This window comes from Thalassotalea insulae, assembly GCF_030161395.1.
GTDB classification, from domain to species: Bacteria; Pseudomonadota; Gammaproteobacteria; order Enterobacterales; family Alteromonadaceae; genus Thalassotalea_E; species Thalassotalea_E insulae.
The window spans coordinates 595,052-616,386 of record NZ_BSST01000001.1 but is presented as its reverse complement, the minus strand read 5'-3'; the positions used below and the strand labels follow the sequence as shown (position 1 = coordinate 616,386).

Genomic DNA, 21,335 nt, shown 5'->3' with positions numbered 1-21,335 from the left:
TACGGTGAAATTGCAGGAGCATAATTTCGCATATATAAAGGAAACTATGATGAAGCACCGGAAATGCTTAAATTTAATATAAATATGCCTACTGCTATGGCAAAAAAGTGGATGTGTCTAAGTCAGGTTTTTATCATAAGCAATTAACTTTTTGCGATGTGATGAAGTCAAATCGGCAATAGCGAGTTGACTTCATCTGGGAGCGGGGCTAGAACTGGTAATTAACACCTAAGTTCATCGTGGTGCCCAGCCCTTTGACGTTGTATCCGTTGTAGGTATAGGCTTGTGATTTTGCCGGGTAGTAATTCTGGTTAAACAAATTTTCTACGCCAAAATAGGCAGACCATTCATCACTGAAATGATAGTTTCCACTCAGGTTTATCAGATGATAGCTGCTGATCGGCCCTTGATCGCCGACATAACTACCGTCGACCTTGGTAAATTTTTTCCGGTCACCGACATAAAGGTAAGTGATAGCAATATTTGCCTGATCTGTTGGCTGCCAGTTGATATTAATGCTGCCTTTTGGCGCACTGATTTGTTTGGCCCCTAAGTAAACATCAGCTGCCGTATTCTTACCTTCTACCCAGGAATAACTGGCCGTTACATTAAATTCATCGGAGAAAGGATAGTGTGCTAGCGCTTCATAACCATAGATTTCCTGAGGGGCTCTTACCGGCAAATAGACACCGGTTGCTTCATCGTACTTATTAGTGGTACCAAGTTCAGAGGTGCTGCGATATGCGGAAAATTCTAGGTGTAAATTGTCAATATCAGAGATAAAACCAAGTTCATAATTATCTATGATTGACGCCTGGGTGTGGATCAAACCAATATCGGTAACTGTTGCGGTGCGCAGCAGTCGGCCAATATCTGAAATGTCCGCGCCTTGAGAGTAGTTGGCAAATGGTTGAAATGATGACATTAGATTATAACGGACACCAAAATTGTAAGTGGTGGCGCGATAATTTAGGGTGTCGCCTGTTACGTCAACGGGAATGGAGCAGGTGTCTGCGGTGCGGCATAATTTTAATGTGCTGTAGTCATCAACCCCGAGATCTATTTCTTCACGCCTGATGCCGGCTTTAATAATCAAATCATCGTTATACAGCCATTTCGTTTGTAAAAAGGCGGCCAGATTTTCCATATCCATTTCCGGCACCCATTTACGACCATCGACCAAGGGCTGCGAGGTAACATCTTGTAATGCGTCTACGCCATAAATCAGGGTTGCTTCTAGGTTATCCCACTCCAGCTGGCTGTTCAGAGTTAATCTTAAGCCTTTTTTATCGGATTTTATCAGTGACTGACCGCCGTTATAACCTTCACTCGGGTTAGATAAAACCGGCGAGTAAAAGAAGATATTTTCAATTTTTTGTGCATAGGCATCGACCTCCAGCTGGGTATGTTCAAACAGTGCTTCATCAGTATATTTGAGCATCAGGTTATCGTTATTTGGTCCTTGTGGTACACCTGGCTTTTCTGTACCTGCCGGGGCGGTGATTGCATAGCTTTTTGTGCCAGAATTGACACTGCCGGTAACATCAATTAAGTCACTTTTTTGCTCGGAGCGATAATGATTAAAGGTCAGTTGCAGCGATTTATCTTCACTAAACTGATAGGTAAACTTACTGAAGTAGTTTTTCATTTTGGCATCAGATAAACCGTAAATCAGCCCCAGCACATCACCTTGGGCATCGCGTTGCACGCCATTTTCTTCATGGGTGGCATTTAACACATAGCTAAAGTTATCAATACTACCGTTAATTGCCGCAGTCAGGCGGTGCCCAGCACTGTCTTCGAATTTTACCGTACTGAAGCGACTGGAGAGGCTGACATTGCCATTGAGCTGGTCATTTTCATCGGCCTTCTTGGTGATGTAGTTGATAATACCGCCCGCCGCACCATTACCATAAATTGAGGTGGCTCCTTTGATGACTTCAATGCGTTCAATTACGTTGGGATCTAAGGTTCTGATGCCTAAAGCACCATTTCTAAGCGGTGTAGATTGTGGCACTCCATCAATCATTACCAGTGGTGAACGACCCCTTAAGGTTTGGCTTGAGTTACTTGATGAACCTGTGCTGGGCGCTAATCCTGGCACTAATGTGGCGAGTAGCGACTGTAATTCAGAGGATATTTTTAATTGAGCTTCAATTTGCTGACGATTAATAATGGTAATGGTTGCCGGTACTTCGTCGATACTTTCAACGATGCGACTGCCAGTAACGACTAGGCGTTCTATGTTTTCGGTTTGAGTGTCAGGCGTGGCAGTTTCCGCATTAACATTGTGGGCAATGAGTAAGGCTAGCAAGCTTAATTTTGTTTTCGGCATTTTAGTAATATCTATTCATTAATTTAAAAACGCGGATCTTAATGATAATGATTGTTAATTGCAATAATGATTCGAGACAAATTGATTTAAATCATAATTTTTAATACTTGTTGTTTTTGGACATTTCATCCTGAATATCTTTAACCGACAGAGTTATTAATGGTGAATTATTAAGGTTTGTTATTGCATAACTAGAGACTGATCTTTATGCTGCGAAGATATTTTCATGGCAGTAACATTACATAGAGTACACGTTGAATATTATTCTCGGTATTGACCCTGGATCACGATTAACCGGTTATGGCGTGATCAAGCAGGAAGGGCGAAAGCTCAGTTATCTGGGCAGTGGCTGCATTAAAGCGCTTGCCGCAGGTGATGACTTAGGTGAACGTTTACAGATTATCTTTGCCGGAGTTTCTGAGTTAATTTTACAGTTTCAGCCCAATATGTTTGCTATTGAGCAAGTGTTTATGGGGGTGAACCCCGGTGGCGCGCTTAAACTTGGCCAGGCGCGCGGAGCGGCAATTGTTGCAGCTACCAGTAACAACCTGACAATTGCCGAATATTCGGCGCGGCAAATCAAGCAGTCGGTGGTTGGCACCGGTGCGGCAGATAAGACGCAAGTTCAGCATATGGTAAAATCTATTTTAAAATTACCAGCAACTCCGCAAGCGGATGCTGCTGACGCATTAGCCGTCGCTTTATGTCATGCCCATAGCCACGACTCATTAGCTAAGATGTCAGGTCAGGCAACTAAAATAGTGCGGCGCCGGCTGAGGTAGCAGTCTCGATTAATTTACACTTTACTGTATAAATGTATAGTGTTATTGTTGCGCCATAGTAATAATAATCTTGGATTTTGTTTTGATCGGTCGACTACGCGGAACATTAGTAGAAAAACTTCCTCCGGAAATATTAATTGAATGTGCAGGTATTGGTTATGAAGTCACTATGCCAATGACCAGTATTTATGCCTTGCCCGAGTTAGAACAGCAAGCCACCGTTTATACTCACTTTGTTGTCCGTGAAGATGCGCAATTACTCTATGGCTTTGCTAATAAAGTAGAGCGTAAGCTGTTTCGGTTATTAATCAAGGTTAACGGTGTTGGTCCTAAATTAGCGTTGGCGATATTGTCCGGAATGTCAGCGGATCAATTTGTCAGTTGTGTGATGCATGATGACTTGTCTACCATAGTGAAAATACCGGGAGTAGGTAAGAAAACCGCAGAGCGCTTATTAATTGAAATGCGTGATCGACTAAAAGACTGGCATAGCGATGCAGGGACCGCTGTTACTGATACTATTCAACTTACCCCTGTTAATGGCACTAGCTTTGTCAATAATGCTAAAGGTGATGCCGTCAATGCTTTAGTGTCGCTTGGTTACACTCAGGGGCAGGCAGACAAAGCAATTAAGGCGGTGTTTACGGCTGGGATGAACAGCGAAGATTTGATCCGCGATGCTTTAAAAGCCATGTTATAACTTCGTATAAGATTGAGAAAATAAATGATAGAAGCTGACCGTTTGATCCAACCTGCAGAACTGATTGAAGATGAAGGGGTAGATCGCGCTATTCGCCCTAAAATGCTGGCGGATTATACCGGGCAAGACCATGTTAAAATCCAGATGGAAATTTTTATCGAGGCGGCAAAAAAACGGGCGGAACCGCTCGATCATTTATTAATTTTTGGTCCGCCGGGCTTAGGTAAGACCACCTTAGCAAATATTGTTGCCAATGAAATGGGCGTAAACATTCGTACTACCTCAGGTCCTGTTTTAGAAAAAGCTGGAGACTTAGCCGCGTTATTAACTAACCTTGAAGAAAATGATGTCTTATTTATTGATGAGATTCATCGCTTAAGCCCTATGGTGGAAGAAGTGTTGTATCCGGCAATGGAAGATTATCAATTAGATATTATGATAGGTGAAGGACCGGCCGCCCGTTCAATTAAATTAGATTTACCACCATTTACCTTAATCGGGGCGACCACCAGAGCAGGGGCGTTAACATCACCACTACGAGACAGATTTGGTATCGTACAGCGGCTGGAGTTTTACAATACTAAAGATCTGACCGATATCGTCAGTCGTTCGGCACACTATCTTAATTTAGCTATTTCAGAAGATGGCGCCTTTGAGGTAGCGAAACGATCACGGGGAACCCCTAGAATAGCTAATCGTTTATTGCGTCGAGTGCGTGATTATGCCGATGTTAAGACTGAAGGTAATGTTTGCCAGCAAACCGCAGCTGATGCGCTCGATATGCTGGAAGTGGATAAGGAAGGCTTTGATATTATGGACAGAAAGCTGCTTAAAGCAATTATTGAAAAGTTTATCGGCGGTCCAGTGGGATTAGATAATTTAGCGGCTGCAATAGGGGAAGAGCGTGAGACGATAGAAGATGTGCTTGAACCATTTTTAATTCAACAAGGTTTTTTACAACGCACACCTCGTGGCCGAATAGCTACCGAGCGCGCCTATCAACATTTTGGTTTAACTAAGTCTTAACGAACTAATTATAACCTTAAGCTGCTTTAACCCTAAGTAGTGAATCTGGCTATGGTTATCCCCTTATCAAAATCATATTAAATTTCAGATAAAAAAAAGCCCGCTAAATAGCGGGCCAACTTAAATTTCAAGTTGCTAGAAGGAATTTGTATTCCAGGAAGTATGTCAGAGAGAAGAAATAGTGACTATCTCTTCACTTAAATATCTGGCTAAAATAAAACATCAGGGGTTTAGTTGTTTTATTTGTGCGCTAGCTCAGAAAACAAGTGTATTTTAAGTGAATACTCTAATTTTTGACAAACTAAAAAAATTACCATTTTCGCATTAGAAAAACTAATGTATTGATGTTAATCGTAAGTTAATAAGTTGTCAGATAAACTTTTGAGATAATTATTTCTTGATATTTCAGGTGAAAATACGGACAAACTGCGTGATTAAGGCTTGTGAGACCCCTGGTTAATCTATTACTATATCTTGCAAAAATAACGATGTAAAAAGCCATACTTATAGTAATGTCTCTACCAAAACAAGAATATCATTTACGTGTCTATTATGAAGACACCGATGCCGGTGGTAATGTTTATCATGCCAATTATTTAAATTTTTGTGAACGCGCGCGTACTGAATGGTTAAGAGAACTCGGCATTGAACAGTCATTTTTTTTAGAACAAAATTGTGGTTTTGTGGTCAGAAAGCTTGAAATGGATAATATGGCCGCCGCAAAGCTGGATGATTTACTTACCGTGACTTCTGTCATTAGTGAATTAAAACGTGCAAGTGTTAAATTTTCTCAACACATTACCAATCAACAAGGGATGATTTTGTGTCACATTGAAGTACTTGTTGCGTATATTGATCTGCAACGTGCTAAGCCATGCGCTATCCCAAACACTATATTAGGAGCATTAAAAGGTGTCAGCTGAACTTTCGTTTTTTGATTTATTTTTACAAGCCAGCTTATTAGTTAAGGCGGTAATGTTAACTTTATTGGGCTTTTCAATTGCTTGCTGGACTATGATTTTTCAGCGCAGAAAGGTGCTACGAGAAGCGCGTCAGCAGTTACAGAATTTTGAAGATAAGTTTTGGAGTGGTGCTGACTTAAGTAAGCTTTATAGTGAAATTTCAGCCCGGGCACATATTTTTGGTATTGAGAGTTTATTTGTTGCCGGTTTTAAAGAGTTTGCTCGCTTAAGAAAAAGTAATGTTTACTCGCCCCAAGCAGTTGTTGATGGTACCCATAGGGCAATGCGTGTAGCGTTGTCTCGAGAAGTGGACGAGTTAGAAACTCATTTACCTTTTATGGCAACTGTCGGTTCTATCAGCCCATACATTGGATTATTTGGCACGGTTTGGGGGATCATGAACTCCTTTATTGCATTAGGCGCACAAGAACAGGCAACTTTAGCACAGGTTGCGCCAGGCATTGCTGAAGCTCTGATAGCAACAGCTATGGGGTTATTTGCGGCCATTCCAGCGGTAATGGCGTATAACCGTTTTACTCATCATGTTGAAAAGCTTGAAAATAGTTATGGCAACTTTATGGAAGAGTTTTCCAGTATCTTGCATCGTCAAACGGCGGGTGAAAACCAGGGGTAGGTGGCGTTATGTATAATCGAGTCAGACGTCGTAAAGTCGCTGAAATTAATGTAGTGCCTTATATTGATGTGATGTTAGTACTGCTGATCATCTTTATGGTAACCGCGCCTTTGATCACCCAAGGGGTCAAAGTTGACTTGCCAAAAGCAGATGCTGAACCGTTAAGTAAAGATAGTAAGCCACCATTAGTCGCTTCAGTTGATGCTGAGGGCAATTATTATCTGGCTGTTGGTACGAGTAAAAATGAACCAATGTCGGCGGAAGAACTTGCTACTTTAGTGGCGGCACATTTGAAAGTGGAACCTGATACGCCAGTTGTTGTCAATGGTGATGGCGCTGTACCTTATGACGCGGTTATCCAATTGATGGTATTATTGCAACGTGATGCCGGCGTGCCTTCTGTTGGCTTAATGACCGATTCTCCGGAGAAATAAACCACGTGGGTTCAACGTTTAGTAAAGCGCTTACATATAGTGTGACATTGCATGTCACACTATTGTTGATCTTGTTGTTTGGTGATTTTTCGGCGGCCCCGCCGAAACCTACACCAAGTGCGACGCAAGTTAAGCCTATTCAAGCTGTGGTTGTCGACAGGAAAAAAATTGATGATCAAGTGAACAAGCTGAAAAAGCAAAAAGCTGATGAAGCAAAGCGTCTGAAAGCCATTGAAGAACAAGCGGCAGCGGCTAAACGTCGTCGGGCAAAAGAAGAACAGCGATTAAAAACACTTGAACAACAGCGTAAGAAAAAAGAACGTGAGCGAAAAGCAGCGGACGCGGCAGCGGCAAAAGCACGCGCGAAAGCTGTGGCGGCAGAAAAATTAAGAAAACAAAAAGAGCGGGAGAAACAAGCCGCAGAAAAGGCTGCTGCGGAGGCTAAAGCTAAACGCTTAAAAGAACAAAAAGCAGCAGAAAAAGCCGAAAAACTGCGTAAAAAGAAAGCAGCAGAGAAAAAACGCAAAGAGCGTGAAGCGCGTGAGCGAGCAGAACAGCAGCGCTTATTAGAGCAACAGCTGGCGGAAGAAATGGCGTCGCGTCAGCAAGCGCGTAACCAGCAAATCACGTCAGAAATTGGCAAATATACCGCACTGATCACCCGAGTGATTCAAAGTAAGCTGTTAACGGATAAAGCGACAATGGAAGGTAAGTCGTGTAACTTAACCATTAAGTTGGCTCCGTCTGGCTTCGTTATCAGTGTACAAGCAGGTAAAGGCGATAGAGTGGTATGTGATGCGGCGCGTAACGCAGTTAACAAAGCTGGCACGTTGCCTGTCTCAAAAGATCCGGAAGTGTTTGAAAAAATGCGCACAATAAGTTTAACTGTTGTGCCTGAGTTTTAACGATTAATAATAATTTAAGTGTTTTTTTATAAGATATGATAAAAATCAAAGCAATTTTACTAACTTGTTTATTTATTTTCACCAGTCAAGTTAACGCCACCTTAGAAATAGTGATCACTGAAGGTATTGATGGCGCCCGCCCAATAGCTATTTTGCCGTTTAAATGGGAAGGAAATGATCCGTTAGCGGAAGATATCGCTAAAGTCGTGAGTGATGATTTACTGCGCAGTGGTAAATTTAGCCCGATTAACGAACTGCGTTTTCCGCAAATGCCGTCGAAAGACAGTGAAATTGATTATGCCGCCTGGGCAGCTGAAGGGGTTGAAAATATCGTCGTTGGTCAGGTTCGCGAAACTTCTATTGGTCATTATCAAGTGAGCTATCAGTTAGTTGATGTTATCCGCGGACAAATTACCGGTGGCCAGACGCAAATGTTAAGTAATGGCGAGCTGGTGCAAACTTCAGATCATATTCTGGATGAAAGTACCGTTGATATTACTAGTAGTCAGTTTCGTCGCTATGCTCATCGCATTAGTGACGAAGTGTATGAAAAACTAACTGGCAGCCGCGGTGCATTTTTAACCAAAATTGCTTATGTTATTGTACGTGATCAAGGGGAGTACCCTTATCAATTAGTGATTGCTGATTATGACGGCTATAACGAACATGTGTTACTTAGCTCAAAAGAGCCATTAATGTCACCTGACTGGTCACCGGACGGTAATAAGTTAGCTTATGTCACTTTTGAAAATCGTCAGGCACAAATTTATGTGATTGATATTTATACCGGTAAGCGTAAATTAATCAGTTCATATAATGGAATAAATAGTGCGCCACGCTGGTCTCCTGACGGTAAGAGCTTGGCGATGGTCCTCTCAAAAGATGGTAACCCTGAGCTTTATGTGATGAATATCAATACGAAAAAATTGCGTCGTATTACCAGACATCGTGCTATCGATACTGAGCCAAGTTGGTTACCTGATGGTAAATCACTGATATTTAGTTCAGAACGGGGTGGAAAACCTCAGCTATATCGCGTAAATTTAATGGATGGTCGAGTTAGACGCCTGACGTTTGATGGTGAAATGAACTTAGGTGGTTCAATTACACCGGACGGCCGGGAACTGGTAATGGTTAATAGAACACGTGGTAAGTATCATTTAGCGAAGCAAGAGTTAAGCTCTGGAATTTTTCAGGTGTTAACAAAAACTCGTTTAGATGAGTCGCCAAGTATTGCACCTAATGGTGGCATGATAATTTACAGTACACTACATAATCGCCGTCAGGTGTTGAGTTTAGTGTCAGTGGATGGTCGATTTAAGGCAAGGTTACCTGCACTTAACGGTCAGGTTAAATCTCCTGCTTGGTCGCCATTTTTATAATAAGATTAAAAATTAATAATATTGAAACAATAAGGAAAATCAAAATGCGCTTGAATAAAACTGTTAAAGCTCTTGCTGTTGCATTACCTATGATGGCATTGGCTGCGTGTAGCTCGAATTCTGAAGTTGAAGAGCAAAGTCAGGTTGATACGAATGCTCAGACTCAAGCAGCGGCACAAGCAGCAGAACAAGAAAGAATCCGTGCTAATGCAATGCAAAGAGAAGAAGAAATCAAAGAACAGCAACGTCAGGAAATGGAACGTTTACGTGCCGAGCACATTGTTTATTTTGACTTTGATAAATCAACGGTTGATGCTGAGTTCTCTGCAATTTTAGATGCACACGCTAAATTCTTAAATGAAAACTCAAGTGTTAGCGTATTAATTGAAGGGCATGCCGATGAGCGTGGTACACCTGAATATAACATAGCGTTAGGTGAGCGTCGTGCTAAAGCGGTAATGACATACTTAGAGAACATGGGCGTATCAGCTTCACAATTATCAGTTGTGAGCTATGGTGAAGAAAAGCCTATGGTTAATGACCGTACAGAGAGTGCCTTTGCGAAAAACCGTCGCGCTGTTTTGGTCTACTAATCAGGTAATTTAATGAAACTGAATAAAGTTTTATTGAGCTTAACGCTTGCTGCTATTGCACCTGGTGTATTAGCAGCTGAGCCTGCTCCTGTCATTGATATTTCTCAAAGCAGTAGTGGTGGTAATAAGTCTTTTTCATTGCAACAACGAGTAGAGAATTTAGAACGGCAAGTTGAGGCGAGAAATCGTGCTCAGGTTAAAGTTCAACGTCAACTTGATGAATTGCAAAATGAAGTCGATGAATTACGTGGCGTAACTGAGCTCCATACCCATCAATTAAGCCAGATTCTTGAACGTCAACGAGAGTTGTATCAAGAACTTGATCGAAGAGTCTCTCAGGCGTTAAAACCTGCTAATAATGTGCCTACATCAATAGAAGCGCCAGCTACAACCGCGAGTACTAGTAGTTACAGCAGTAATTTAACTGAGAATGAAGCTTATGATCGTGCGGTTAATCTGGTCTTAAAAGAAAAACGTTACGATCAAGCGATTCCTGCTTTTCGGACTTTTAATCAAAATTATCCTAATTCCACTTATGCGGCGAATGCTCATTATTGGTTAGGGCAATTATTGTTTAATAAAAATGAATTAACGCAGGCGAAAGCTGAATTTGAACGGGTAGTTGCTAATTACTCTCAGTCAACTAAGCGTAGCGATGCCATGTTTAAACTTGCCCTCGTTGAGCAGAAGCAAGGCAACAGTGCAAAAGCTCGTAGCTTGTATCAACAGGTAATAAAGGAGTATCCCAACTCCAGCGCAGCTAAGTTAGCTGAGCCAAGATTAGCCAGTTTGCTGTAGATAACTTGCCCATAATGTTGCCTTTTTGAGCATTTAGTCAAATATCAGTAAAAAACTTAATTTTGTTGTTGCAACGGGCAAAATTATCAGTATCATATGCGGCGCGTTGACCGAGACGGTCTTCGCACTAAATGTCGGTCGTTAGCTCAGTTGGTAGAGCAGTTGGCTTTTAACCAATTTGTCGAAGGTTCAAATCCTTCACGACCGACCACTTTCTCTCTGAGTATTGGAAGTGGAGCTGAGTCTCATTTGTTAATAAATTTAATCGGTCGTTAGCTCAGTTGGTAGAGCAGTTGGCTTTTAACCAATTTGTCGAAGGTTCAAATCCTTCACGACCGACCACCTTATTTCCCCGTTTGGGATTGTCGGTGCAGTTAGACACAGCTCTTGTGCTAATATTAAATTTATCGTAATTCTTTCTATCGGTCGTTAGCTCAGTTGGTAGAGCAGTTGGCTTTTAACCAATTTGTCGAAGGTTCAAATCCTTCACGACCGACCACCTTTCTTAGAAATCATTTGCTTTTTATTCATTTGAAAGATTTTATTTAATAAACTCCTCACTATCGCACTCTCTTAAACAGTACATCTATCAGCAGTTACTTCTATAAAAACTAAGCTTTTTAATCGCTTATCAAGTTATGGCTATGAATCTGTATTTTCTAACATAATCGCATGACAGATTGATGACGCTAAAGTACACATTTCTGATGGTTTAACGTATAATTCCTGCCGATTTTTTAATGCTAGTTAGAGATGAATAATGGCGCAAAGTAATTTAGCGGTAGATTTTGATTTTACCTTTCCAGCCAAACCTGCAAAATTGACTGCTGCAGAAAAGGCGCAGTATAAAGAACGGATCAAAGCGTTATTAGTTGAAAAAAATGCTGTGCTTATTGCACATTATTACACCGATCCTGAAATTCAGGCATTAGCAGAAGAAACCGGTGGCTGTGTAGCCGATTCCTTGGAAATGGCGCGCTTTGGTAATCAGCATCCGGCACAAACATTAATTATCGCGGGTGTTAAATTTATGGGGGAAACCGCTAAAGTCTTAACACCAGAGAAAACAGTGGTAATGCCAACGTTAGAAGCAACCTGTTCGTTAGATTTAGGTTGTCCAATTAAAGAATTTAGTGAGTTTTGTGATCAGCATCCAGAACGAACTGTCGTGGTTTATGCCAATACCTCTACAGCGGTTAAAGCGCGTGCCGATTGGATAGTGACTTCATCTTGTGCATTAGAAATTGTCGAACATTTGGATGAGCAGGGTGAAAAGATCATCTGGGGGCCAGATCGTCATTTAGGAAGCTATATTCAAAAGCAAACCGGTGCCGATATGATCATGTGGCAGGGCGCCTGCATCGTTCATGATGAATTTAAAACCAAAGCGCTGATAGATATGAAGGCCTTGCATCCAGACGCAGCAGTATTAGTGCATCCTGAGTCACCAGCAGAAGTAATTGAATTAGCTGACGCTGTCGGTTCTACTAGCCAGTTAATAAAAGCGGCGCAAGAATTACCCAATCAAAAATTTATTGTGGCTACCGATCGCGGTATTTTTTATAAAATGCAGCAACTATGCCCGGAAAAAGAGTTCTTTGAAGCGCCAACCGCAGGAGAAGGCGCCACTTGCAGAAGCTGTGCACATTGCCCGTGGATGGCAATGAATGGCTTACAGGCGATTGAACAGGCGCTTATTGACCCTAGTGGCAAAGAAGTATTTGTTGATATGAATCTACGAGAAGGGGCACTACGCTCAACAAATCGTATGCTCGAGTTTTCTGCGAGCTTGAAACGTTAATCGCTAGACTTGCATAACTTTTAAGCAAGCGGTGAGTTTTATTGGCTAATATATAAATAAAGCCTTGCGCAAGCAGGGCTTTTTTTCTACCATAGCGCAGCTTTTTAAAAGCAAGTTTTAAGGTGATGTGTTCGAGTTGCTGCCAAGTGGAAATACCACGCTAAGGCGCGCTCAGCCAGTTCACTATTAGTGAGAAGAACACTAGAAAATAAAATCTTCAACACAATCTAAATGAGGTGACGTATCCGCGTGGAGCGTTACCGCCAGGAAAAAGCACTGCTTTTTCAGGTAAGGTCAGACATTCATGGATGAAAGGCTTGGGTGCCGATCATCATGGATGTGTTAATGCCAAGCAATAAAATTTCAAATAAGGTGACGTGTCCGAGTGGCTGAAGGAGCACGCCTGGAAAGTGTGTAAAGGGCAACCTTTCGAGAGTTCGAATCTCTCCGTCACCGCCATCTTCTCTTCCAATGTAATTTTAAAATATACGACATTGCTTATAAATTAATTAGGTTTCTTTGTATGGTTCTGATGTCACGTTCTGTATTGAAAGCATCATAAAAACGGCCCGTGTCGTTTACTCTCAGATAAATATAATGTACCCAAATAGGGCTGTTTGGACAGTAGAACGCAGCTACTATCGACTAGGAGAATTTACCTCGGGTTTAACTGTATTAGCTGATTTAAGCTCGAGATAGACAAGAAAGGTAACCGCTATTTATCTCATGGTTAAAAGTAATTATCGTATTGATGTCGACTTGTTATTTACAGAAAGTTAAACTTTTGCTTGGTTATTGAATATTTTGATAGGTATCAACTTGGCTTGGTTGAGAAATTTTACGCTTGAGAAAGAGCGTATTCGTATCAATTGGTACGGTTGGCGGACATTACTTTGTTTTTGGTGCACCATAACGGTATTTGCTGCGGCAAATTGTTATTTATATGCGCTGTTTACAGAAAAGCACTCTGTTGATTTTGCTGACTCGCTACTTTGGGCTAGCTTAAGGTGGCCGCTTTGGCTTTTTGTCTCGCCCTTGATCATCAAATGTTGGTTATTGTACTCACATCAAAAGCTGAACGTTACTATGTTGTTGCAACGATTGTTGGTTATCAGTCTTTACTTGGCAGTAGCAGCCAGCTTGTTAACATCAATGGTTAAGTATCTTAGTCCACTGCATCCTGATGATTTCGCTCAATTGTGGTATCTCTCAATAATCAATGAAGTGCCGCTTAGCATTTCGGCGATGACCGGATTAGCATTATTTATTAACTATACTTTCTCACAAGAAGCAACTGAATCCCCTTCAACGAGTAACGCCAGCGTTGCCAATTGTTTTCGTGTGATTACTGCAAGCGGTTCACGCAAAGTTGAATATCAAGATGTGTCATTTATTAAAGCTGCCGGTAATTTTATGGAGTTACATTTACGAACTGGCGAGGAATTACTTCATCGTTCAACTATGAAAAAACTGACAGAACTATTAGATGAGGATGAGTTTTATCGTGTTCATCGCTCCTACTTAGTCAATATCGCAGATATACTAGAGGTGACGAGCAATGAAAATAATGAACCTTGCTTATTGATGCGTAATAAGGTTTGTATTTCGGTAAGTCGACAGTACGCCAAAAAACTCAGGGAACGATTTAATACCAAAACGCTTAAACAAGCGCTTTTACACTAGCGCTTGTCTGGTTTCATTATTGCGTTATCACCAAACGTATTTGGCACAATCAAGCTACACTTGTTCTTTCTTGTGCTCAAACCGCAGAAGCTGCTAAACAAGAAATATACTTAAGTTCAATACGTCCTAGTACTTTTTTGTTATATGACTTATCGGCTACCAAGTTCGATAGTACACTTTTCGTGTGATACTTAGTATCTCGCCATTTTTATCTATAGAACTTTCTTCAAGGTTAGCCCTATGTTCTTGTTGTAATTCACTCAGCAGAACCTTGCTATTTGTCACATTTCTTCGTGCAGTCGTCATTTAATAGTCGATTCTAATGGTGTTCACCTTATTATCGAGTGATATCTAAAAGTTAAAGGTGCATTTGGCACTACTTAATAAATGCATTATATAACGCGCTAGGAGTACTGACGTTATGAGTCATTCTGAAAAAACGTTCCGGTTTAACGTTAATGGTCGGGTAGTTGAAATTAACAGTGAGCCTGCACAACCACTTTTGTGGGTTATACGTGAACAGTTGAAACTAAAAGGGACACGTTATGGCTGCGGTGTCTCTAGTTGTGGTGTTTGTACGGTACATGTCAATGGCCAAGCAGTCAGATCTTGTGTCTACCCCATTTCTCAATGTCAGGGCAGTGACATTACTACGATCGAAGGTCTGTCAGAAAGCGCCAATCATCCAGTACAAAATGCTTGGATAGAAGCTAATGTGCCGCAATGTGGTTACTGTCAATCTGGGCAGATTATGCAAGCGGCTGCCTTGTTTGAAGGCAATCCAACACCCAATGATGAGCAAATTGCTAAATCGATGTCACGAGTTATATGTCGTTGTGGCACATACCCGAGAATAAAAAAGGCAATGCAGATAGTTGTTAAACAACTAGATACAGCTAAAAGTTAAGGGAGGTAACCATGCAAAACACCATGAGCAGACGTCAGTTTATCAAAATTTCATTGGCGACAACCACGGTTACTACGCTGAACTTTAGTGCGCTTTCTTTCGCATCATCAGGAAACGATTCGGTATTATCACCATTTCCATTTTTATCCATTAATGCCGATGGACAAGTGATCTATTACACACCTCGCGCAGATATGGGGCAAGGCAGTGCCACCGGATTAAGACTGATTGTTGCTGACGAACTTGGTATTAATGCCGATAAGCTTATCATCAAGCGCAAAAACCCGCAGGAAGGTCATTGGGTTGGTACAGGCGGCAGCTCAGGTACTTATTCAGTTTACCGGTGGCATCGTCAGCGAATTGCAACGGTTAGGCAATTGCTTATTAATGCGGCGGCAAAGGTATGGTCTGTTTCGGCTAAAGATTGTCGTGTAGAAGATGGTACTGTGATTCATTCCGCTAGCCAGCAAAGAACCTCTTTTGGCGACTTAGTCGCCTTGGCTAAGACGCTTGAGCTACCAGAAAAAGAAGTTCAAGTGATGGACGTGAAAGACTTTAAATGGATTGGACAGTCACGCCAGCTCGAGCATATTGAAGATATCGTCTCAGGACGCGCAACATACAGTATCGATGTTGAATTAAAAGACATGGTATATGCTTCGATCGAGCGTTGTCCATTTGCTCACGGTGAACTTATCTCTTATGACGAGCAGCAGGTAAAAGCTATGGCAGGTGTGGTAGCGGTCATAGCTCTTCAAGGAAGTGGCTGGCAGGGGAGTGCTCAGTATCGACCTTGTGGTGTTGCGGTAATAGCTAATAGTCATTGGGCAGCGCAACAAGCTCGCGCAAAGCTCAATGTGAAATGGAGCGAACCTGCTACCGACATCTTTGACGATAAAGATATTGAACGCTATTTGGCAGAAAAAGCGGAGAAAAATGGCGTTTTGGCTAAAGCGAGTGGTGATGTAGCCTTGCCTTTAAATAAAGCTGATAAACAGCTACAAGCCCACTATAAAGTTCCATTTTGGACACATGCGCCAATGGAACCGATGAATGCTACCGCAGATGTAGTTGACGGGCATTGTGAAGTTTGGTCTGGTTGTCATTTACAGACGATATTACAAAATGAATTAGCTGAACTTATAGGTTTGCCTAACCAACAAATTAGAATTCATACACCACTTATTGGTGGAAGCTTTGGCAGACGACTTTATCGTGACTATGCAATAGAGGCGGTATTGTTGTCAAAACAATTAAAACGTCCCGTTCAGGTACTTTTTGATCGTGCTGATGATATGAGGTTCGGCCACTTTATGCCTGCCGGACACTTTAAGGTTCGCTCTGCGATACAAGGACACGATATAACATCGCTTGAATTGCGTGCGGTTCAGCAAAGTAATGAAACTCAACGAGTGCCTGACAAGCTTAAAGACGGTAAGGATGAACTACTAGTTAAAGACCCACAGCGTTACCCATATGAAATACCCAATATACGTTACGAGCAGCATTATACTCCTGAGTTGTCGATCCCCACCGGCTATTGGCGTGGTACTTATAGTAATTCATACGCATTTGTATTTGAAAGTTGGATTGATGAGCTTGCTTTTGCGCTTAAAAAAGATCCGCTAAAGCTGCGTTTATCGTTATTGTCTGATTCTCAGCTTTATCCCAAAATTGGTAATGATGTCGAGCAACTAGATAAAGCGCTCGCGAGAAGAGTATTAACAAGAGTCGCCGACATAGGGCAATGGAGTTCAGACAAAGACCCTGGACAAGGGCGTGGTATTGCATGGTGTTTTAGTTTTTTTTACTCGTATGCGGCAGCAGTTGTTGATTTAAACGTGTCCGAAAAAAATAACATTTCAATAGAGAAAGTCTCTGTCACGGTTGATTGTGGTGTAGCAATCAATCCAAATATGATCAAAGCACAAATTGAAGGTGGTGTTGTCTGGGCATTGTCTGCATTAAAGTCATCGATTCATTTTAAAGAAGGAAGAGTGACCAATACTAACTTTCATGACTATCCCGTGTTAACTTACCAAGAATGTCCAGCCATCGTTGTTGAAATAATGGAGTCTGACAGGCCATCAGCAGGCGTAGGTGAACTTGGTAATATGCCTATCTTTGCAGCTGTATGCAATGCCATCTTTGATGCGACAGGAGAACGGATCAGAGAACTTCCACTTACCAATTATTTTATGCAAAGTACCTAATAACGTTGAAGCTAATAAGTGATATTGGCAAGGATAGATTTTGCGCTAGGAACATTTCAAATTAGCTCTCTTCGAGTGATTGTGAAATTTAAGCAATTGAATCAAGGTGGTACGGGAAGGTTATCGATGAAATTCGAATTATTCTGTTACCACCCTTGTGCTATTGGAGCTTATCCTAATCAGGTATTCTTTCATCTAGTGATTTTAATGACCTTAAAAACAATCCTAATCCTCCAATAGCTAAAATTAGAATTACCATAAGGTCAAATGATGTCATTGTTTTAAAAGTAAAACGAATTGAGGAAATAACACCAAAAATCAAACCAGTAACTGAACCTATAGCTAGAATCCAGCCGAGTATGTTTCGACTATTATAAAAAATTAGCCCGACACCCAATATAAAAGGGAGCATAATCATGCCACTGGTTATATTATAATTTCCTCCTAATGCAGAAAAACCATATAAGCGCATGCCCATACCAAAACTAGAGGTAACTGTGATGGCATTTAACAACATGTAAAAACCGCCACACATCATCACTAGACCAATGAAAAAATGTCCTAATCCACCTGAAGTACCACCCGCGCCTCTCATAATAGTTCCTCTTATATTTATTGTTATTTTTCTGCTGAATATGGGTCATCAGCTAAAATATAGGCTCTTAAATCAGCTTTATTGGGGTGCTGATATAGCCATTCCCTTAGCTCTTTTACTTTTTTATAAGTATCTTGTCCAAATTTGTCTTTGTATATCTCTGCAAAGTTATCTTTAGTGCTATTGATTCGAATATTTCTTTGCCAATGGGCTGTTAGTACTGCATTGAGCGAACCTGCTAAACCTTCTTTTTTGAGTAATTCCCACTCTCCTTTATCTAACCATACTCCACCTACACTGGCACTATAATCAATACGATGCTCTGTTCTGGTAGAAAGGCGGAGTTTGCGCATAATCGTACCAGATACGGGGCAAAGGATTGCTTGGTTTGTTTCGTCAATATCACATTGAATACTTTCATCGAAGGAAAATTGCGGGTTACGATCTTTCCATGCGACATAGTCTTCTATTAAAATCCAATGACCTTCACAGCTAGTACAAGTATGTGCTCTAAATTGTCCGTCAATAAAGCAGGGAATTAATTCGCCTTGTTTACAACTGGTACATTTCATATTCCTATTTCCTTATCCATTTCCATTTTTTGTAATAAACTGTTCTATCTTATTCATGTTTATAGAGATATGTCACTAAAATAAGTTTAAATTCAGGTTGTTTGTCAATAATTTATTAGATGATTTATAACATTAACTATGGTAATTTGCATGTTAAAAACATGTAAATTATAAATTGACATAATATGTCTTAAGGTTATAGTGAGTTTACATTGGGATCAGATTAGCCTGAATTGCTGATTTATTTAAAGGATTAACTATGGAACAACTGCTTGTAGTCGCTTCTCAATTTCCTACCGTCATTTATTCCGTTCTTCTTGGTATTGTCATTGTCTATTGGATTGTTGGTTTATTAGGCTTTATCGATTTAGATTTTTCTGGCGACATTGAATTGGATATCGACAGTGATGTTGATGTATCGGTTGGGGGGCTAACTGGGCTTTTGCTAACGTTTGGCTTAACTGGCGTACCTTTTACTTTAGTGATCAGCATTATTATTCTTATTTGTTGGTTAATAAGTTTTTATCTTCAATTTTACTTACTTACATGGCTACCTGATGGTTGGTTATATTATTTTATTGGAACAGTGAGTGATTTTCTTATTTTTGTATTATCACTGCCAATTACAGCTATTGCCATTCGTCCGTTAAAAGGTATGTTTAACAGTGTAGAAACAGTAACTAGTCGTCATTTAGTCGGTAAAGAAGCAATTATCGCGACTGGTTCAGTTAATGAGATTTTTGGTCAGGCGCGCTTGTTCAATGAGGGGGCGGAGATCTTAGTTGATGTTAGATGCGATCCTCAACATGTCCTTAAGCTGGGAGATAAAGTATTGGTTGTTGAATATTTAGAGGAAAATCATGCTTATATTGTTGCACCTTATGTACAGTAACTCATCAAATTTAATTTTCAAAATTCATTTGGTCACTATAGGTGGCTATGCTTTAAATAAGAGGAAAAACACATGGTAATGGAACCACTTTATTTAGCTATTGGAATTGGCGTACTTTTCGTCTTTTCTCTTTTAATCATGGTGGCTAAATTTTATAACAAAGTCGAACAAGGCCAAGCGCTGATTATTAATAAATTGCGAGCAGAACCTGAAATCAGTACCACAGGTGGTATGGTTATTCCTGTGATCCATAAAAAAGAGATTATGGATATTTCGACCAAACGCATGATGCTTGAGCGCAAGGGACGTTCAGGTTTGATTTGTCAAGATAATATTCGGGCCGATATTATCATTACCTTTTATATCCGGGTAAACGAAACCAAAGAAGATATTCTTCGAGTTGCAAAACAGGTTGGTTGTGACCGTTCTTCTTATCCTGAAACTTTGCAAGAGTTGTTTGAAGCTAAGTTTTCAGAAGCGCTTAAAACTGTAGGTAAACAATTAAATTTTACCGAGTTATTTACTCAGCGCGATATGTTTAGAGATAAGATCAAAGAAGTCATCGGTCAGGATCTTTCGGGTTACGTATTGGAAGATGTTGCGATTGATTTTCTTGAACAAACATCAATTAATGATTTAGATCCTAATAATATTATGGACGCCGAAGGTATCAGGCGCATTACCGAGCTGACAGCTTTACAAAGTGTTGAAACCAATGACTTGAAGCGTCAGGAAGAAATTCGAATTAAGCGCCAGAATATAGATGCCGAAGAAAAACGTCTGGAATTAGAACGACAATTGGCGGATGCGGAAGCTAAACAGGCAAGGGAAATTGCTACAGTAAAAGCACGTGAAGAAGCAGAAACAGCAAGAATTGTAGAAGAAGAACGTGCCAAAGCTGAACAGGCTCGCATCGCAACCGAGCAAACGGTCGCTGTAGCGGAAGAGAATAAGCAGCGAGAGGCTGATATTGCAGAGCAGAATCGATTAAGAGCTGTTGCGATTGAAGAAGAAAAAGTGACACGAGCACGGCAAATTGAAGAGATTGATCGTCAAAAAGAAGTAGAAACACTGCGTATCGATAAAGAAAAAGCGTTGGAAATTGAACGTAAAAATATTGCTGAAGTTCAAAGAGAGCGAATTTCTGTTGAGAAAAATGTTGCAGAGGAAGAAGAGCGAATTAAAGATTTACGCGTTGTTTCGGAAGCTAACCGTAAGAAAAACGAGCAAGTAATACAAGCGCAGGCAGAAGCTGAAGAAGCGTTAGTAAAAGACATTGAGTCTGCTAAGGCACAAGAGCAAGCGGCAGAGCATACTGCAAGGAAGATGCAAACAATAGCCGAAGCTGAATTGAAAGCTGCGAGCAAACAGGCAGAATCTAAGAAAATATTAGCAGAGGGTGAACAAGCTGAAGTTGCATCAAAAGGATTAGCTGAGGCGCAAGTTACTTTAGCGCAAGCTGATGCAAATGAAAGACAAGGTGAAGCTGAAGCTAAATCACTTGAGCTTAAGTTGACGGCTGAAGCTAAAGGCATTGAAGAAAAAGCGTTAGCGGAAGCGAAAGGTTTGCGTGAAAAACAAGAAGTACTAAATGCCATGTCAGAGCAAGCTAGAGAGTTTGAAACCTTTGGTTTACGCTTAAATCAGGAGCGGGAATTAACGCTTGCTAAGTTGGATAACAGTGTTGATCTTGCAGAAAAACAAGCAGATGTACTCGCCACAGCATTAAGTGAAGCTAATATCAATATCATGGGAGGCGACGGAGAATTTTTACGTCAATTTATGAAATCAATTACGGTCGGAAAATCTATTGATGGATTAGTGAATGAAAGTGATACGGTTAAAAACTTATTTAAAGAACATTTAAACGGTGACCGTAATATTATGGATGACCTTGGTGGCGTTCTTTCGGGCGCGGCACAATCGAGTGAAACACTTAAAAATTTCAACATGGCAAAGTTACTTTCGACATTAAATAATGCTGATGAATCGCAAAAAGGTGTACTTGCTAGTCTGTTGAATTTGGATGGTAAGTCAGCATCTGAAGTAAAGTAGCAAATTTGCAATAGTACTAGTAGGTAAAAACGACGGGCTTACCTGGCCCGTTGTATCAAGATGTTC

The 21,335-nt window shown here is 40.8% G+C and carries 19 protein-coding genes and 4 tRNA genes; 20 read left to right on the top strand and 3 right to left on the bottom strand.

The window, feature by feature from the left end; genetic code table 11:
- Positions 1 to 208: 208 nt before the first annotated feature.
- Positions 209 to 2,335, bottom strand: coding sequence for a TonB-dependent receptor (locus tag QQK06_RS02900; RefSeq protein WP_284243090.1), 2,127 nt, complete (start codon positions 2,333 to 2,335; stop codon positions 209 to 211).
- A gap of 254 nt (positions 2,336 to 2,589) precedes the next feature.
- Here QQK06_RS02900 and ruvC point away from each other — a divergent pair, with 254 nt between their 5' ends.
- From ruvC to QQK06_RS02810, 18 genes are all read left to right on the top strand, one after another.
- Positions 2,590 to 3,117, top strand: coding sequence for a crossover junction endodeoxyribonuclease RuvC (gene ruvC, locus QQK06_RS02895; RefSeq protein ID WP_284243089.1), 528 nt, complete (start codon positions 2,590 to 2,592; stop codon positions 3,115 to 3,117).
- A gap of 82 nt (positions 3,118 to 3,199) precedes the next feature.
- Positions 3,200 to 3,817 carry a Holliday junction branch migration protein RuvA gene (gene ruvA, locus QQK06_RS02890; protein ID WP_284243088.1) on the top strand — a complete coding sequence of 206 codons (618 nt, stop codon included), beginning with the start codon at positions 3,200 to 3,202 and terminating at the stop codon, positions 3,815 to 3,817.
- A gap of 24 nt (positions 3,818 to 3,841) precedes the next feature.
- Positions 3,842 to 4,843 (top strand): Holliday junction branch migration DNA helicase RuvB, encoded by a 1,002-nt coding sequence (ruvB, locus tag QQK06_RS02885; RefSeq protein WP_284243087.1) that lies wholly within the window; start codon positions 3,842 to 3,844, stop codon positions 4,841 to 4,843.
- 512 nt (positions 4,844 to 5,355) lie between these two features.
- The gene (gene ybgC / locus QQK06_RS02880; protein WP_284243086.1) at positions 5,356 to 5,766 is read left to right on the top strand and encodes a tol-pal system-associated acyl-CoA thioesterase; all 411 of its coding nucleotides are present in this window, start codon (positions 5,356 to 5,358) and stop codon (positions 5,764 to 5,766) included.
- Positions 5,756 to 6,439 carry a protein TolQ gene (gene tolQ, locus QQK06_RS02875; RefSeq protein WP_284243085.1) on the top strand — a complete coding sequence of 228 codons (684 nt, stop codon included), beginning with the start codon at positions 5,756 to 5,758 and terminating at the stop codon, positions 6,437 to 6,439. Before ybgC ends, tolQ begins: the two co-directional genes overlap by 11 nt.
- Positions 6,440 to 6,447: 8 nt before the next feature.
- Positions 6,448 to 6,873 carry a protein TolR gene (gene tolR / locus QQK06_RS02870; RefSeq protein ID WP_284243084.1) on the top strand — a complete coding sequence of 142 codons (426 nt, stop codon included), beginning with the start codon at positions 6,448 to 6,450 and terminating at the stop codon, positions 6,871 to 6,873.
- Positions 6,874 to 6,878: 5 nt separating this feature from the next.
- Positions 6,879 to 7,778 (top strand): cell envelope integrity protein TolA, encoded by a 900-nt coding sequence (gene tolA, locus QQK06_RS02865; RefSeq protein ID WP_284243083.1) that lies wholly within the window; start codon positions 6,879 to 6,881, stop codon positions 7,776 to 7,778.
- Between the two features lie 35 nt (positions 7,779 to 7,813).
- Positions 7,814 to 9,160: a Tol-Pal system beta propeller repeat protein TolB gene (gene tolB / locus QQK06_RS02860; protein ID WP_284243082.1), complete on the top strand. Its 1,347-nt coding sequence runs from the start codon at positions 7,814 to 7,816 to the stop codon at positions 9,158 to 9,160.
- A 44-nt stretch (positions 9,161 to 9,204) separates the two neighbouring features.
- Positions 9,205 to 9,753, top strand: a complete 549-nt coding sequence (pal, locus tag QQK06_RS02855) for a peptidoglycan-associated lipoprotein Pal (protein ID WP_284243081.1) — start codon at positions 9,205 to 9,207, stop codon at positions 9,751 to 9,753.
- Between the two features lie 12 nt (positions 9,754 to 9,765).
- The gene (gene ybgF, locus QQK06_RS02850) at positions 9,766 to 10,551 is read left to right on the top strand and encodes a tol-pal system protein YbgF (RefSeq protein ID WP_284243080.1); all 786 of its coding nucleotides are present in this window, start codon (positions 9,766 to 9,768) and stop codon (positions 10,549 to 10,551) included.
- Between the two features lie 135 nt (positions 10,552 to 10,686).
- Positions 10,687 to 10,762: transfer RNA gene (locus QQK06_RS02845), tRNA-Lys, on the top strand.
- A gap of 55 nt (positions 10,763 to 10,817) precedes the next feature.
- A tRNA-Lys gene (locus QQK06_RS02840) sits at positions 10,818 to 10,893 on the top strand.
- Between the two features lie 81 nt (positions 10,894 to 10,974).
- A tRNA-Lys gene (locus QQK06_RS02835) sits at positions 10,975 to 11,050 on the top strand.
- 261 nt (positions 11,051 to 11,311) lie between these two features.
- Positions 11,312 to 12,352: a quinolinate synthase NadA gene (nadA, locus tag QQK06_RS02830; RefSeq protein WP_284243079.1), complete on the top strand. Its 1,041-nt coding sequence runs from the start codon at positions 11,312 to 11,314 to the stop codon at positions 12,350 to 12,352.
- 371 nt (positions 12,353 to 12,723) lie between these two features.
- Positions 12,724 to 12,811, top strand: a tRNA-Ser gene (locus QQK06_RS02825).
- A gap of 360 nt (positions 12,812 to 13,171) precedes the next feature.
- Complete coding sequence (locus QQK06_RS02820; protein ID WP_284243078.1) at positions 13,172 to 14,035, top strand: LytR/AlgR family response regulator transcription factor; 864 nt, start codon at positions 13,172 to 13,174, stop codon at positions 14,033 to 14,035.
- A 421-nt stretch (positions 14,036 to 14,456) separates the two neighbouring features.
- Positions 14,457 to 14,942 (top strand): (2Fe-2S)-binding protein, encoded by a 486-nt coding sequence (locus QQK06_RS02815; RefSeq protein WP_284243077.1) that lies wholly within the window; start codon positions 14,457 to 14,459, stop codon positions 14,940 to 14,942.
- An 11-nt stretch (positions 14,943 to 14,953) separates the two neighbouring features.
- Positions 14,954 to 17,155, top strand: coding sequence for a xanthine dehydrogenase family protein molybdopterin-binding subunit (locus QQK06_RS02810; protein ID WP_284243076.1), 2,202 nt, complete (start codon positions 14,954 to 14,956; stop codon positions 17,153 to 17,155).
- A 175-nt stretch (positions 17,156 to 17,330) separates the two neighbouring features.
- Here the strand turns inward: QQK06_RS02810 and QQK06_RS02805 are convergent, their stop codons facing one another.
- Entirely contained in the window at positions 17,331 to 17,750 is a 420-nt protein-coding gene (locus tag QQK06_RS02805; protein WP_284243075.1) for a hypothetical protein, read from the bottom strand.
- A gap of 23 nt (positions 17,751 to 17,773) precedes the next feature.
- Positions 17,774 to 18,322 carry a zf-TFIIB domain-containing protein gene (locus tag QQK06_RS02800; protein ID WP_284243074.1) on the bottom strand — a complete coding sequence of 183 codons (549 nt, stop codon included), beginning with the start codon at positions 18,320 to 18,322 and terminating at the stop codon, positions 17,774 to 17,776.
- Between the two features lie 259 nt (positions 18,323 to 18,581).
- On the opposite strand from QQK06_RS02800, the gene QQK06_RS02795 reads away from it, so the two are divergent.
- Together QQK06_RS02795 and QQK06_RS02790 are read left to right on the top strand one after the other, a co-directional pair.
- Entirely contained in the window at positions 18,582 to 19,214 is a 633-nt protein-coding gene (locus tag QQK06_RS02795; RefSeq protein WP_284243073.1) for an OB-fold-containig protein, read from the top strand.
- Between the two features lie 72 nt (positions 19,215 to 19,286).
- Complete coding sequence (locus tag QQK06_RS02790; protein ID WP_284243072.1) at positions 19,287 to 21,269, top strand: flotillin family protein; 1,983 nt, start codon at positions 19,287 to 19,289, stop codon at positions 21,267 to 21,269.
- Positions 21,270 to 21,335 lie beyond the last annotated feature (66 nt).